At 68.1% G+C, this 14,030-nt stretch carries 8 protein-coding genes; 3 read left to right on the top strand and 5 right to left on the bottom strand.

Translation table 11 applies throughout. The features are described 5' to 3' along the window. Window positions 1-23: 23 nt before the first annotated feature. On the bottom strand, window positions 24-1,970 hold the full coding sequence (locus ACFOD4_RS17715) for a PrkA family serine protein kinase (RefSeq protein ID WP_379598539.1): 1,947 nt from the start codon (window positions 1,968-1,970) through the stop codon (window positions 24-26). A gap of 250 nt (window positions 1,971-2,220) precedes the next feature. After that, window positions 2,221-4,710 carry a heavy metal translocating P-type ATPase gene (locus ACFOD4_RS17710; protein ID WP_379598537.1) on the bottom strand — a complete coding sequence of 830 codons (2,490 nt, stop codon included), beginning with the start codon at window positions 4,708-4,710 and terminating at the stop codon, window positions 2,221-2,223. A 97-nt stretch (window positions 4,711-4,807) separates the two neighbouring features. On the opposite strand from ACFOD4_RS17710, the gene ACFOD4_RS17705 reads away from it, so the two are divergent. Together ACFOD4_RS17705 and ACFOD4_RS17700 are read left to right on the top strand one after the other, a co-directional pair. Then, a complete protein-coding gene (locus tag ACFOD4_RS17705) occupies window positions 4,808-5,248 on the top strand; it encodes a MerR family transcriptional regulator (protein WP_379598535.1) in 441 nt (146 codons plus the stop codon). A 75-nt stretch (window positions 5,249-5,323) separates the two neighbouring features. Continuing rightward, on the top strand, window positions 5,324-6,889 hold the full coding sequence (locus ACFOD4_RS17700; RefSeq protein WP_379598533.1) for an ABC transporter substrate-binding protein: 1,566 nt from the start codon (window positions 5,324-5,326) through the stop codon (window positions 6,887-6,889). 359 nt (window positions 6,890-7,248) lie between these two features. Here ACFOD4_RS17700 and ACFOD4_RS17695 read toward each other — a convergent pair whose 3' ends face one another. Continuing rightward, window positions 7,249-7,614, bottom strand: coding sequence for a winged helix-turn-helix transcriptional regulator (locus ACFOD4_RS17695; RefSeq protein WP_379598531.1), 366 nt, complete (start codon window positions 7,612-7,614; stop codon window positions 7,249-7,251). A gap of 108 nt (window positions 7,615-7,722) precedes the next feature. On the opposite strand from ACFOD4_RS17695, the gene ACFOD4_RS17690 reads away from it, so the two are divergent. Beyond that, window positions 7,723-8,724, top strand: a complete 1,002-nt coding sequence (locus tag ACFOD4_RS17690; RefSeq protein ID WP_379598529.1) for a zinc-dependent alcohol dehydrogenase family protein — start codon at window positions 7,723-7,725, stop codon at window positions 8,722-8,724. A 222-nt stretch (window positions 8,725-8,946) separates the two neighbouring features. Here ACFOD4_RS17690 and ACFOD4_RS17685 read toward each other — a convergent pair whose 3' ends face one another. Both ACFOD4_RS17685 and ACFOD4_RS17680 read right to left on the bottom strand, forming a co-directional pair. Then, complete coding sequence (locus tag ACFOD4_RS17685; RefSeq protein ID WP_379598527.1) at window positions 8,947-10,293, bottom strand: LLM class flavin-dependent oxidoreductase; 1,347 nt, start codon at window positions 10,291-10,293, stop codon at window positions 8,947-8,949. Between the two features lie 267 nt (window positions 10,294-10,560). Then, window positions 10,561-14,028: an AAA family ATPase gene (locus ACFOD4_RS17680; RefSeq protein ID WP_379598525.1), complete on the bottom strand. Its 3,468-nt coding sequence runs from the start codon at window positions 14,026-14,028 to the stop codon at window positions 10,561-10,563. Between the last annotated feature and the right edge of the window lie 2 nt (window positions 14,029-14,030).

The raw sequence follows: 14,030 nt of genomic DNA, 5'->3' as shown, positions 1-14,030 counted from the left end.
GTCGATACCGTCCCCCGGAGGCCTCAGGCCGACTGCTTGACGCGCATGTACCACTCGACAAGCCGGCGCACCTGGCGCTCCGTGTAACCGCGGGAAACCATGCGCTCGACGAAATCGCTGTGCTTGCGCTCGGTCTCGCCATCCTTCTTGGAGCCGAAGCTGATGACCGGCAGCAGGTCCTCGACCTGGGAGAACATCCGCTTCTCGATCACGTCGCGGATCTTCTCGTAGGAGGTCCAGGACGGATTCTGCCCGCCATTCGCCGCCCTTGTCCGCAACGCGAACTTCACGACCTCGTTGCGGAAATCCTTTGGATTGGCGATGCCCGCCGGCTTCTCGATCTTGGTCAGCTCGGCGTTCAGCAGATCCCGGTTCATCATCTGCCCGGTATCCGGGTCCTTGAAGTCCAGATCCTCGATCCATGCATCGGCGTAGTCGAGGTAGCGGTCGAACAGGTTCTGGCCGTAGTCGTGGTAGCTCTCCAGATAGGCCTTCTGGATCTCGTTGCCGATGAACTCGGCGTAGCGCGAGGCCAGTTCCGACTTGATGGCAGTCAGGTAGTTCTGTTCCACCTCGGGCGGGAACTGCTCGCGCTTGATGGCCTGTTCCAGCACGTACATCAGGTGCACCGGATCGGCCGCCACCTCGGTCGGGTCGTGGTTGAAGGTGGCCGACAGCACCTTGAACGCGAAGCGGGTGGAGATGCCGTCCATCCCTTCATCGACGCCGGCGGTGTCGCGATACTCCTGCATCGTCTTTACCTTGGGGTCCATCTCGCGGATGTTTTCCCCGTCATACACGCGCATCTTGATGAAGGGCCGTGAATTGGCGTGCGGCTTCAGCCGCGACAGCACGGCGAAGCGGGCCAGCATCTCCAGCGTGTGCGGCGCGCACGGCGCTTCCGCCAGGGCCGAGGTGCGGATCAGCTTCTCGTAGATCTTGGTTTCTTCCGTAACGCGGAGGCAGTAGGGCACCTTCACCACGCTTACACGGTCGAGAAAGGCCTCGTTGGTGCGGTTGTTGCGGAAGCTCTGCCATTCCGCCTCATTGGAATGCGCCAGGATCACGCCATTGAAGGGAATGGCGCCGATATTCTCGGTGCCGACGTAGTTGTTCTCCTGCGTCGCCGTCAGCAGGGGGTGCAGCATCTTGATCGGCGCCTTGAACATCTCGACGAATTCCAGAAGCCCCTGGTTGGCGCGGTTCAGCCCGCCCGAGAAGCCGTAGGCGTCAGGGTCATTCTGGCTGTAGGTTTCGAGCTGGCGGATATCCACCTTGCCCACCAAGGCCGATACGTCCTGGTTGTTGTCATCGCCCGGCTCGGTCTTGGCGATGGCGATCTGCCGGCGGCGGGACGGGTAGAGCTTCACGACGCGAAAGCGCTCGAGGTCGCCCTCGAACTCATCCAGCCGCTTGAGCGCCCAGGGACTGGCAAGGCCGGTCAGGTAGCGCAGTGGCACGCCGTAGCGTTCGGACACTGCCGGCGCCATGCGCTCGGGGTCGAACAGCCCGAGGGGGCTTTCAAAGACCGGGCTGATCTCCTGGCCCGCCTTCAGCACATAGATGGGTTCCTGCTCCATCAGCGCTTTCAGCCGCTCGCCAAGCGAGGATTTGCCGCCGCCCACGGGGCCCAGCAGGTAGAGGATCTGCTTTCGCTCCTCCAGCCCCTGCGCGGCATGGCGGAAAAATCCGACGATCCGCTCGATCGTCTCCTCCATGCCGTGGAACTCGGCGAAGGCGGGGTAAATGCGGATGGTGCGATTCAGGAAGATGCGGCCGAGCCGCGCATCCTTCGCCGTGTCGATGGTTTCAGGCTCGCCAATGGCGCGCAGCATCCGTTCGGCGGCGGATGCGTAACAGCCCGGATCGGTGCGGCATTGTTCAAGAAATTCCGCGAGGCTCATCTCGACCTCGCGGCGCTGCTCGCGCATCGCGCTGTGCAGGGAGAAGATATCGTCAAGCTGGGCCAATTCGCGCTCCTGGCTTGCCTCTGGTGGCGTGAAGGGCGCTGTCCGTCGCGGGGGCTTCCGTGCCGGGGCGTCGTCGCTCCACATCACGTAGTGTCCGACCAGCCGTTGGCAAAAGTCACGAGAATCATCGCTGCGTGAGCGAAAAAAAATCCTTGATGGGCAAGCAAATGGCAACAAACACCAGAGTTTGACCGGAACTTATGCCGCGCCGCACACTCGGCCGACTCGGCCCTCCGCATTCACGGCGCGATCAGTGCTGCGCCGGCCGCCAGCGCAACAACCGCAAGGCGTTCAGCGTCACCAGAACGGTGGCCCCGGTGTCGGCCAGGATCGCCATCCACAAGCCGGATATGCCTGCCACGGTGGTGACCAGAAAGATCAGTTTCAGTCCTACAGCGACGGCGACATTCTGCTTCACGTTGCCGAGCGTGGCGCGCGACAGTGCCACCAGACCGGCAACACCGCCGACGCGTTCGCGCATCAACGCGGCGTCGGCGGCTTCCAGCGCCACATCGGTGCTGCCGCCCATGGCTATGCCGGACGAGGCAGCCGCCAGGGCCGGCGCGTCGTTGATGCCGTCCCCGACCATCACCACCGGCCCTTGTTGTCGCAGCGCCGCGATTTCCCGGAGCTTGCCTTCGGGCCGGAGGCCGGCACGCACCTCGAGGTCCAGCACCCGCCCGATCGCGGCGCCGGTGCGAGGATTGTCGCCGGTCAGCATCACGCAGCGCAGCCCGAGCCGGCGGAGCGAGGCAATGCCGGCCGCCGCATCGGCCCGAGGCTCGTCGCGCATGGCCACCAGCCCCATCACCTCCCCGTCACGGACCAGCGCCACCACTGTCTTGCCCTCGGCTTCCAGGGCTTCGGCAGTGCCGGCCAGGGTGGAGGGCAGGGGATGCCCCGCTTCCGCTGCCCAGCCCGGACTGCCCAGGGCGTAGGGCTGCCCTTCCAATGTTCCGGTGACCGCCTGCCCAGGGATGGCCGCTGCAGCGGAGAGCGGCGGGGGCGTGACGGCGCGTACCCGCGCCTCCGCCAGGATGGCGCGGGCCAGGGGATGGGAGGAGCCGGCTTCCAGCCCGGAGGCGAGGCGCAGCACTTCCTCCTCCCGCACATAGGGCGCTGGGAGGATATCTGTGACCCGCGGGCGGCCCTCGGTCAGCGTGCCGGTCTTGTCAAAGGCGACGGTGCGGGCGCCGCCAATCGCCTCCAGGGCCGCGCCGCCCTTCACCAACATCCCGTGCCGTGCCCCCGCCGACAGGCCAGACGCCATGGCCGCCGGCACCGAGATCACCAGCGCGCAGGGACAGGCCACCAGCAGCAGCGCCAGGCCCCTGTACAGCCAGGTGGACCAGTCGCCGCCGCCCAGCAGCGGCGGCAGCAACGCCACCAGCGCCGCCACCGCCATGGAGCCCGGCGTCCAGACGTTGCTGAAACGCTCAATAAAGCGCTGGGTCCGCCCGCGCGAAGCCGTGGCCTCTGTCACCATGCGGGCGATACGGGCCAGGGTGCTGTCCGGCCCGGCATGGGTGACGGTGACGCGCAGCACGCCATCGGCATTGATGCTGCCGGCCACTACGGGGTCGCCCGGTCCACGGGCCACAGGCTGGCTTTCGCCGGTGACCGGGCTCTCGTCCAGCGCCGAGCGGCCCTCCGCGATGGTGCCGTCGCAAGGCACGCGGTCGCCGGGGCGGATCAGGATCGTTTCGCCGGGAGCGAGGCTGTCGGCCGCCACCTCCTCGACGCGCCCCCCGCGCTCGCGACGGGCGGTGCGGGGCATCATCTCCACGAGGGCGCGGATGCCGGCGCGGGCCCGGCCGGCGGCGACCCCCTCCAACCATTCGCCCGTGGCGAACAGAAAGACCACGAGCGCGGCCTCGCCAGCGGCGCCGATCAGGGCCGCGCCGATAGCCGCGGTCACCATCAGCGTTTCGATGCTGAAGGGGCTGCCGGCGCGGGCCAGGGCCACCGCACGGCGGCCGAAGGGCACCACCGCGACCAGGGTGGCAGTGAGGTAGAGCCACGCTGCGGCGGCGGGCCAGAGCCAGCCGGCCAGGCTGGCCGCTCCCACCAGGGTGCCCAGCAGAAGCACCAGCCGGGCCTGCCGGTTGGCATGCCAGGGACGCGCCGGATCCGCCGCGCCATGGCTGTGCGCCACAGGGCCATGCTCATGGCCCGGAGCATGGCCCATGCTGCCCAGCCCCACAGCATGAGGGTCGCCGAGGGGAGAGATGGCGTAGCCGAGGGCCGCCACCTGGGCTTCCACATCGTTCCGCCGACCGTGGGGTCCCAGCCGTAGCGACAGTTCCTCGGCCATAAGATTGACCGAAATGCCGCTCACGCCAGGCAGGCGTTCCACCGCCCGCGTCACCTTTGCCACGCAGGCGGCGCAATCCATGCCCTCCACCTTCCAGCGATAACGTGCCTCCGGCTCCGGCCCGTCGGCGCGATCAGGGTGGCCACGTCCACAGCATCCGTCATGCGCATGCTCATCTTTACCGCCATCAGGCCGGACGATGATGGGCAGGGCCGTGACGCTGTAGCCCAGGGCTGAGACCTGATCCCTTACCTTCCCTGGAGCAGTGGTGCCGGGCGCGAGGTCAAGAAACAGTTCCTCGGCCATCAGGTTGACCGATACCTCCGAAACGCCGGGTAGGCGCTCGACGGCGCGGGTGACCTTGGCGACACAGGCGGCGCAATCCATGCCGCCTACCTTCCAGCCATGTCGGGTGCCGCCATCCATCGTCTTGCTCCATGCGTGGCCGGCTCCCCATATGCACCTTCCAGCGACTGGAGGTTCAAGGGCGAAATGCCCCTCCGGCGGCGAAAAGGAGGCTGCAGTGACGCTGACGATCGGCGAGTTGTCCCGGCGGACGGGGGTGAAGCCGACCACCATCCGCTGGTATGAGCAGGAAGGGCTGCTGCCTTCCCCGGCACGCAGCGATGGCGGGCACCGTGTTTATGCCGCCGACCACCTCCGCCGACTGGGCTTCATCCGCCATGCGCGCGAGCTGGGCTTCGCCATGCCGGCGATCCGCACACTGCTGGGACTGGCGGGGCGGCCACGCGAGGATTGCGCTGCGATCCACGGCTTGGCCACGGCGCAGATCGCGGAAGTGGATTCGCGCCTGCGCCGCCTGGAGGCGCTGCGGGCCGAGCTGGTGGAGATGGCCGGATCCTGCCGGGGCGGCGAGGCCAAGGATTGCCGCATCCTGGAAACGCTGGCCGATTTCGAACATGGCCACTGCCACCACCACGCTGTCCCTATGGCGCTGGACTGACCTGAGCGCCGCCTCTGGCGCGGCACGCATTTTGCTGAAACCCTGTCCACCTGTTGCAGGAGGGCCAAGGGTCAGATGAAGATGTTTCACCGCTCGATCATGGGCGCCATGGCGCTGGGAGTTGCCCTTGCCACCGCCCCGGCGGTACGGGCCGAACCACTGAAAGTGGTGCTGGAGGCCGAGATCGTCACGCTCGACCCCTATTTCACCAGCGCCTACATCACCCGGACCTTCGGGCTGATGGTGTTCGACACGCTGTTCGCTCCCGATTCCAAGGGCGCGATGCATCCGCAGATGGTGGAGAGCCACACTGTCTCGGCCGATGGGCTGAACTGGGACTTCACCCTGCGCGATGGCCTCGCCTTTCATGACGGCAGCAAGGTCACCGGCGCCGATGCCGTCGCCTCGCTGAAGCGCTGGGCAACGCGTAGCCCGCTCGGCGCGCGGCTGATGGCGGTCGCCTCCAGCCTGGAGGCCACGGGCGAGAACAGCTTCCGCCTGGTGCTGAAGGAACCCTACGGGCTGGTGCTGGATACATTGGGCACCCCTTCCTCGCCCACTCCCTTCATCATGCCGGCACGGCTGGCGGCGACGCCGGGCAGCACGCAACTGTCCGAGATCGTCGGATCAGGCCCGTTCATCTACGACCGGGCGCAGCACCGGCCTGGCGACCGCATGGTCCTCCGCCGCAACGAGGCCTACAAGCCGCGTGCCGAGCCGGCGGACTTCCTGGCCGGAGGCAAGGTGGCGAAGGTCGAGGCGCTGGATATCCGCGTCATCCCGGACGGCTCAACGGCCGCCGCCGCCCTGCAATCGGGCGAAATCGACTACATGCAGTACGCCCCCTTCGACTTTTTGCCGATGATGGAGAAGGACCGGCGGGTGAAGGTGGTGAACTTTGCGGGACCGCACATGTTCACCGGCCATTACCGGATCAACACCGCCTCTCCGCCCTTCAACGACCCCGCCATCCGCCGCGTGCTGCTGAAGCTTGTGGACCAGCGGGAGGTGATGGCCGGGCTTGGCCTTGATGACCGCTATTCGCGCGACTGCGCCGCCTTCTTCATCTGCGGCTCGCCCTACGAGACCACGGCCGGCACCGAGCCGCTGAAGGATCCCTCGATCGAGGCCGCCGCGGCGCTGCTGAAGCAGACAAAGTATGCGGGCGAGCCGGTGGTGGTGATGGCCGCCTCCGACCTGGAGGCACCGAAGATTTCCAGTCAGATCCTGGCGGACCGTTTGACGCGTGCTGGCTTCAAGGTGGACTTCCAGATCATGGACTGGGCCTCGGTGCTGACCCGCCGCACCCTGCGTGAGGGCTGGAGCGTCTATGGCGTGCATGCGCTGGGCCTCGACCTGTCCTCGCCGTTGACCAACACCGTGATCAGCTTCAACTGCACCGAGGCCAAGACGGCGGGCTTCATGTGCGACCAGCGCATGGTGCCGCTGTTCGATGCCTTTGCCCGCGCGCCCAGCCGCGAGCAGCAGCGGGAGGTGGCGGGGCAGATCCAGACCATCGTCTATGAGCAGGGGCTCGGAATTCCCTTCGGCCAGTTCGCCCAGCCGGCGGCGATGCGGTCCAACCTCGGCGGACTGATCCCCTCGGCCGTGCCGGTGTTCTGGAACGTGGAGAAGCGTTGAAAGGTGGGCCCAGGGGCGCGGTGCCCCTCGGGCTCTCCAGCAGGCGAGCATCTTCCCCGGCTCCCGATGTTGGGGACGTTCCCTAAGGGCGGGATCCGAAAGGAAGCCCCGTGTTGCGATCGGCTCCCACCCTTCTATGTCGTTCCAATTGTTGCAGTGTCTGCCTTCCGGGCGGTCATGCGCGCGCGGAAGAGCATCCTGACTTTCCAGCCCAGCTTTGGCGTGTCGGGAGAAGGTAGTTACGCCCGGATTTTGGCAAAGCCTGGGCCGTTCCCGGGTGCATTCTGGTCAGACCCTGGCTGGCGGTTCCATGGCGCCAGGAGCCGGTGCCATCGCACGGGCCTGCAGCTTGGCGGAGGTTACGAGGTCGCCACGTGGGATTGCTGGAACAAGTCCATATTGGCTTCTCCCCACGCCGAAAGGGATAGAAGGATCGGCACGAAAGTCCGACCCCGATCGGACAAGCTGTATTCGACCTTGGGTGGAACCTGAGCGTAGACGACGCGATTGATGAGTCCGTCGGCTTCCAGCTCGCGCAACTGATTGGTCAACGTCCTCTGTGTGACCCCGGACATCAGGCGCATCAACTCATTGAAGCGGACCTCCCCTCTTTCGTGAAGGTACCAGAGCGCGACGCATTTCCATTTGCCGTCGATCAGACTGATGGCCGCCTCGACGGCGCAACCGGGACTGCAATCCAAGCTGGAATGGCGCCGCTTGACCATGTCGGTATCGTCCTGTGCACCTAGGGAGAATTTTGTGCGTATTACAGCAAGCGTGGGTACCCGATAAGACGCTCTTACCGTCAACCTGGTTCAGGAAAAGGCAAGAGTGTGACCGGCACCATGAAGGCAATCGTTCTCAGCAAGTTCGGTGGCTTCGACGCTTTCGAGATGCGCGATGTTGCCGTTCCGGCCGTCGGGCCCCGGCAAGTCCGGGTGCGCGTTCACGCCACCGCCATCAATCCGCTGGACTATCAGATCCGGCGCGGCGACTACGCCGACGACGTGCCACTCCCCGCCATTATCGGTCACGACGTTTCCGGCATCGTGGAAGAGAAGGGCGCGCATGTCAGCGAATTCGCCCTTGGCGACGAGGTTTACTACACGCCCAGGATCTTCGGCGGCGCCGGCTCATATGCGGAGCAACACGTTGCCGATGTTGATCTGGTCGCCCGCAAGCCGAACAACATCAATCATCTGGAGGCTGCCAGCCTGACGCTGGTCGGAGGCACGGTCTGGGAAGCCTTGGTGACCCGCGCCCAGCTTGCCGTCCACGAGACCATTCTGATCCACGGCGGTGCGGGCGGCGTGGGCACGGTGGCGATCCAGCTTGCCAAGGCGATGGGTGCGCGCGTCATCACGACGGCGCGCCGTGGCAACCACCAGTTCGTGCGTTCACTCGGAGCAGACGAGGCGATCGACCACACCTCCGATGACTATGTCTCAGCCGTCGCGGACCTGACGCGGGGGCAGGGGGTGAACGTCGTGTTCGACACGATCGGCGGCGACACCCTGACAAGAAGCGCGCCTGCCCTTGCGGACGCCGGGCGCGTGGTCAGTATTGTCGACATCTCACAGCCGCAAAACCTGATCGATGCCTGGGGGAAGAACGCCGCCTACCATTTCGTCTTCACCCGGCAGAACCGCGGCAAGCTTGACGCGCTGACAAACCTGGTCGAACGCGGCCTGATCCGACCTGTCATTGGTGCGGTGCTTCCATTGGCCCGGATCGGCGAAGCGCATGAGCTGCTCGAAGGTGGGGGCTCCCGTGGGCTTCGAGGCAAGGTGGCGATCGATGTCGCGGGACAGACAATCAAGCTTCCCGCGCTGTAGAAGTTACGTCGTTAGCCGGCGGTACAATGTCATCGACCTAGGGGAAGCTCGCCGAATTCCGTCAACTGTAGCATCTTGCAAAGCCGCTCTCAGAGCGGACCGGCAGATCCGGCCGGTGGCGACCTCCAAAGGATCGTTCCCGCCAACCGCGTTTCCAAGAGCCTCAGCCCTTCGGCGTGGAGAGTGTAAGAGGGGCGGTGCCCCTCTCATGACGTCCTCCGTTCACTCCCGCGGCACCACCGCCCCACCATAGCGGCTGTTTGGGACCGTGACTCCCAGATGCTCGCGCAGCGTGGTGCCGCTGTATTCCTCGCGGAACAGGCCGCGGCGGCGCAGCTCCGGCAGCGCCATCGCCACAAAATCATCGAAGGCCGACGGCAGCACGGGTGGGCAAAGGTTGAAGCCGTCCGCCGCGCCGGCCTCGACCCATGCTTCCAACTCGTCCACCACCTGGCGCGGCGTGCCGATCAGGATGCGCGTACCAAAGCCAGCCGCAATGGTGGTGTAGAGCTGCCGGATCGAGAGGTTATCGCGCTGCGCCAGGGCCAGCAGGCCCTTGGCGATGGAGCGCACTGCGGGGTCGGTCGGCTCCGGCACCGGCCCGTCGAGGTCGTGGCCTGAAAGGTCGCCCATCTGGCCGTAGAGATACGACAGGCCCAGAGCCTCCGGCACCAGGGCGTTGAGCTGCTCGTACTTCTCGCGCGCTTCGGTCTCGGTCGGCGCGATGAAGGTCGTGATGCCGGGCATGATCTTGCAGCCAGACGGGTTGCGCCCAGCCGTGGCTACCGCGTTCTTGACCTTGTCGTAGTAGGATTTGGCGCCGTTCAGATCGTGAGCGACGGAATACACCACCTCGGCATTGGCGGCGGCGATGCCGATACCGGCATCCGACGCGCCAGCCTGTACCAGCACCGGCCGTCCCTGCGGGCTGCGAGGGATGTCGAGCGGGCCACGCACGCGGAAATGTTCGCCCTGGTGATCCAGCACATGCATCTTGGCCGGATCGAAGAAGGTGCCGCTCGCCTTGTCATGCACAAAGGCGTCGGCATCCCAGCTGTCCCACAGTCCCTTTACCACCTCGACGAACTCCGCCGCGCGGGCGTAGCGCGGGCCATGGTCCATGTGCTTGTCGCGGCCGAAATTACGCGCTTCCGCCTCGGACCAGGAGGTGACGATGTTCCATCCCGCCCGGCCGCCGCTGATGCTGTCGAGCGAGGCGTATTTGCGGGCGATGTGGAAAGGCTCGTTGTAGGTGGTGGAGGCGGTGGCGACCAGGCCGATGCGCTCCGTCACGGCGGCAAGGCCGGAAAGCAGCGTCAGCGGCTCCAGCACCGTGCTCTGCGCCGTCTGCTGCAACGCGCCGGGTGGTGCGTCCTTGGCGCGGATGCCGATGCCATCCGCCAGAAAAAGCATGTCGAACTTGGCAGCCTCGGCCGACTGCGCGAGGCGGACGAAGTGCCGGAAATCCGAGCCCGCGCCGGGCTGCGCCTGCGGGTGGCGCCAACTTGCGGCGTGGTAGCCGATGTAACGCATGGAAAGGCCGAGGCTGATCGGCTGGCGGGTCGGCATGCGGCAACTCCTTCAGGCACGGGCGCGATTGTAACCTATAGGCACCGCAAGCGGCGGGGCGGAAGATGCCCGGTCCGGCCGGACCGGCGCAGCCAGGGCCGGATGGTGCGAAGGCAGCGCGAGCCGAATTCTACACTTTCCGCTCGGGAGAAATATCATCCGGCCCTGGGCAAAGCGGCGGGTCCGCTGGAACCCGGTTGTCGGTCAGGGCCCTGGGCATGCCCCTGGTCGGCCTTCCGGCCGTGGCGAGCCTTTTCCGGTCCGCCATCACTCCGGCAGCGACTGCAGGTTCAGCGCTCCCTGCGGCAGGGTGGCGCGGGCCAGCTCCGCCAGATGCCTGTGATGCGTCAGCAGGATCACCTGCGTTGTCTCGCTGAAGCGGTGCAGCGCACGGAAGGCGGCGGCGGCGCGGGCATCGTCGAAGCTTTGCAGGATGTCGTCGCCCAGAAACGGCAAGGGCGTCGAGTGCGCCGCATGATCCTCGATCGCTACCAGCCGCAGGGCAAGGAAGAGCTGGTCCCGCGTGCCCTCGGACAGGGCGTCCACTGCCAGGGTTTCGGCCGGGTGGCGGCGACCGATCATCAGGTGCGCCACGCCACGGTCATCCTCGCGCGAGGTCACGGCAGGGTAGGCGCCATCGGTCAGGGTGGCGAACACGGCCCCGATCCGGCGCAGCGTGGCATCATCGCCGGCCTGCTGCACCTCGGCCAGTGCCTCACCCAGCATGGAGCGGGCGGCCTGCAGGACCACCGCCTCCTCCAGCGCCCGCGACAGCCGGGCCAGGGCCGATTGCTCGGCCGCCACCGCCGCGTGAACCGGAGCGTCATGGCCAAGGTCGTGCAGGGCACGGGCGGCCTGCGTGTGGGCGCCGACGGCATCCTCGCGCGCCGTCTCGGCGGCTTCCCGGAGGCGTTCGGCTTCGGCCAGCGCGGCTTCGAGGCTGTCCGGCGGATGCGCCGCCTGCTCGGCGCGCAGAACCTCCAGTTCCAGCCCATCGCACAGGGTGGCGATCTCCGACAAGGCCGCGTCCCGCGCCGCTTCCTGCACCGCACGGTTGGCGGACAGGGCGATACGTGCCTCGGCGTCCTCCACATTCTCAGCCCCGGCTGCGGCCACCACGTCGCGCAGCCGGGCCTCACTGGCTGCGAGGTGCCGCTGGGCCACTTCCAGTGCCCGAGCCTGCTGCTCGGCTTGGCCGCGCAGCAGGACGAGGCGCGAATGCTCCGCCTGCTCCTCTTCCAGCGTCGCCCCGAGGATGCGCGCCGCCGCGACAGGGTCTGCGGGCGGCTTCTCTTCCAGCTCGGCGCAAAGGGCGGCACAGGCCTCGGTGAAGGCTGCAATCTCGGCCCGCATGGCGTCGCGTCGCGCGCGGGCAAGACGGGCTTCCCGCACCAGCGGCCCCAGGGCCTCAAGCAACGCCAGGGTTGTCTCGCTGTCTTCCGGCCTTTCATCAGGCGGCCGCTTCAGCGCCCGCAGCACGTCTTGCCATTGCGAGCTCCATTGGCCGAGGCGCTGCCGCCGCAGGGTGGCCTGGCGCCCGGCTTCCCGCAGAGCGGCACCATGGGTGGCCTCGGCCTCGATCAACCGGGCGCGCTCGGCGGCGGCTTCGCGGTCGGCACGCAACGCGGAACCGGCCCGGTCCAGCAACAGGCGCAGCGCCAGGGTAGGCGGGCCGGCGGGGAGCGGAACCTCCAGGGCGCCGGCCAAGCGGCGGGCGGCGCCGTCATGCACCGTCTGGCGCTCGGCGGCGAGAGCAAGGGCAGCCTCCAGCGCCGCCGCCGCGTCCAGGGCTGCCTGACGCGCGGCCAGCCATTCACGCAGCCCATCCAGGCCCGTGCCGGGGTGGACCGACAACGGTGCCAGCGCACCGGCCCATTCCGCCCGGGCCGCCGCTTCTTCGGCCTCGGCGGCGTCGGCAAGCCGTCGCGCCGCGACTGTTTCGGTTTCCTGCCGTGCGATTCCCGCATCGAGCCTTGCGGCAGCGCCTACACGCTCGGCCTCGTCGAAGCGCCGGTCGGCGATGCGGTCGGCTTCCACCAGCGCGGCCTCGAAGGCCAGCAAGCTGGCTTCGGGGGCGGCCTGCCCGCGCAACGCGGTCCAGAGCTCCTGCCGTAAGGCCCTGGCGGCGTCCAGGCTGGCGGCATCGGGCAAAGCCCCGTCGCTGCCCAGCGCGGCCCGTTCGGCCTTCTGGGAACTCAATGTCGCGGCGGCGCGGCTGGCGGCGGCTTCCGCCTCTCGGCGGGCGGCGGAAGCCGCTTCCAGGGTCGAGGCAAGGCGGCGCAGCCTGTCCGGCGACGGCACGTCCAGGCCGCGCAGCGTGGAAAGGTCCCGCCAGGGTTCCGGCAAGGTGGCGAGGCGGACAGCCCACTGCGCCCTTGCCTCGGCCACGGTCCGGTCATCGCGTGCGGCCAGCGCCACCGGCTCGCCCTCGGCCGAGACGGCCTGAACCAGCGCGGCCAGCGCCTCTGCGTCGCGCGGGGCGGGCAGCGCAGCCAATGCGGCGGCGGCGGCGCCCTGCCCGGCATGGTGGCGTTCCAGCAGCGCAGGGGCTTCGCGCTCGGCACGATCCTCGTCCCCGTATTCACGCAGCAGGCGGCGCGCCTGCGCCAGGAGTGCCGGCGCCGGCATCAGCTCCGCGGCCCGCGCGGCGGGCCAGGGCAGGCCAAGCTCACGCAGCTTCTCCTCGATGGTCGCCTCCGCGGCAAGGAGTGCGGTTTCCTGGGCCGAAAGGTCGCGGCGGGCTTTCTCGGCGGCGCCAGCCTGCTCGCGCAGGGCGGCAATGCGGGAAGCACGCTCCAGCCACGCCTTGCGCGGCGCGATGCCGGCGATCTGCGCCACCAGCTCCTCTCTGCGCAAGGTGTCCTCGGCAAGGGCGCGAAGCGCCGCCGAACGGGCCTCGCGCGCGCCGCGCAGGGTTTCCGCCACGTCCGCCGGCAGGGCGGGGGCGCCGGAATGGCCCGCCAGCCAGGACTCCGCCAGGTCCAGCCGGAGCAGGGGCGCGCGCAGCCGGCGGACCCTTTCCAGTCGTGACAAGGCCCGGGCGGCGGCGGCCGCATCCTCCCGCGCGGCGTCGCGGGCGGCAGCCGCGGCTTCCAGGGCCCTTTCGGCATCACGCCACTGGGCGGGCTTCACCAGATGCGCCCGCAATGCCCTGCGGCTTTCCTTCAACTGGTCCAGCGCCTGGTAGAACGGACGGCTCGCCGTGCGACGCTCCGGCGCCAGATCGTTGCGCTCCTTGTCGAGTGTCTGGGCCACGCCCTGGGCACGGCGCAGCCCGCCCGCGGCCTGCAACAGCGCCTCGGCCAGCGCGCCGCCTGATTCCAGGAGCCCGGCGCCGCCTTCCCGCAGCAGCGCGGTGTCCAGGGCAAAGAGCCGTTCCAGCAGCGTCTGGTCTGCGCCACCAAGCAGGCGGGGCAGCAGGCCCGGATCGAGCGGCTGGTCATCCGCCCCGAGCAAGGTGCCGGCACGGCCCTTGCGGCGGGTGAAGGCAAAGGGCGTGCCGTCCGGCGCCACGCCCTCCGCCGCGACCTGCATGCCGGAATATCCGAATCGGAAATCCATGGGCGTGCGGGCGCCGATGCCGAAGAGCAGGTCGCGCCAGGCGCCGCGCAGCACCGACTTGCCGGCGCCATTCGGCGCCAGCACCAGGTTGATCCGGCCCGGCATGGGGTCGAGCGTGAGCGCTGCCTCGGCGAATGGGCCGTATTGCCGCAGGGCGAGGCGGGTCAGCCGCATCC

This window comes from Teichococcus globiformis (genome assembly GCF_042646265.1).
GTDB classification, from domain to species: Bacteria; Pseudomonadota; Alphaproteobacteria; order Acetobacterales; family Acetobacteraceae; genus Pseudoroseomonas; species Pseudoroseomonas globiformis.
The sequence above is the reverse complement of the archived record's forward strand: the minus strand, read 5'-3'. Positions and strand labels throughout refer to the sequence as shown.

What these genes read in the sequence shown, in the direction of transcription:
- ACFOD4_RS17710 (WP_379598537.1), bottom strand. Translation starts at nt 4,710, where the DNA reads ATGGATGGCGGCACCCGACATGGCTGGAAGGTAGGCGGCATGGATTGC.
- ACFOD4_RS17700 (WP_379598533.1), top strand. Translation starts at nt 5,324, where the DNA reads ATGAAGATGTTTCACCGCTCGATCATGGGCGCCATGGCGCTGGGAGTT.
- ACFOD4_RS17695 (WP_379598531.1), bottom strand. Translation starts at nt 7,614, where the DNA reads ATGGTCAAGCGGCGCCATTCCAGCTTGGATTGCAGTCCCGGTTGCGCC.
- ACFOD4_RS17685 (WP_379598527.1), bottom strand. Translation starts at nt 10,293, where the DNA reads ATGCCGACCCGCCAGCCGATCAGCCTCGGCCTTTCCATGCGTTACATC.
- ACFOD4_RS17680 (WP_379598525.1), bottom strand. Translation starts at nt 14,028, where the DNA reads ATGCGGCTGACCCGCCTCGCCCTGCGGCAATACGGCCCATTCGCCGAG.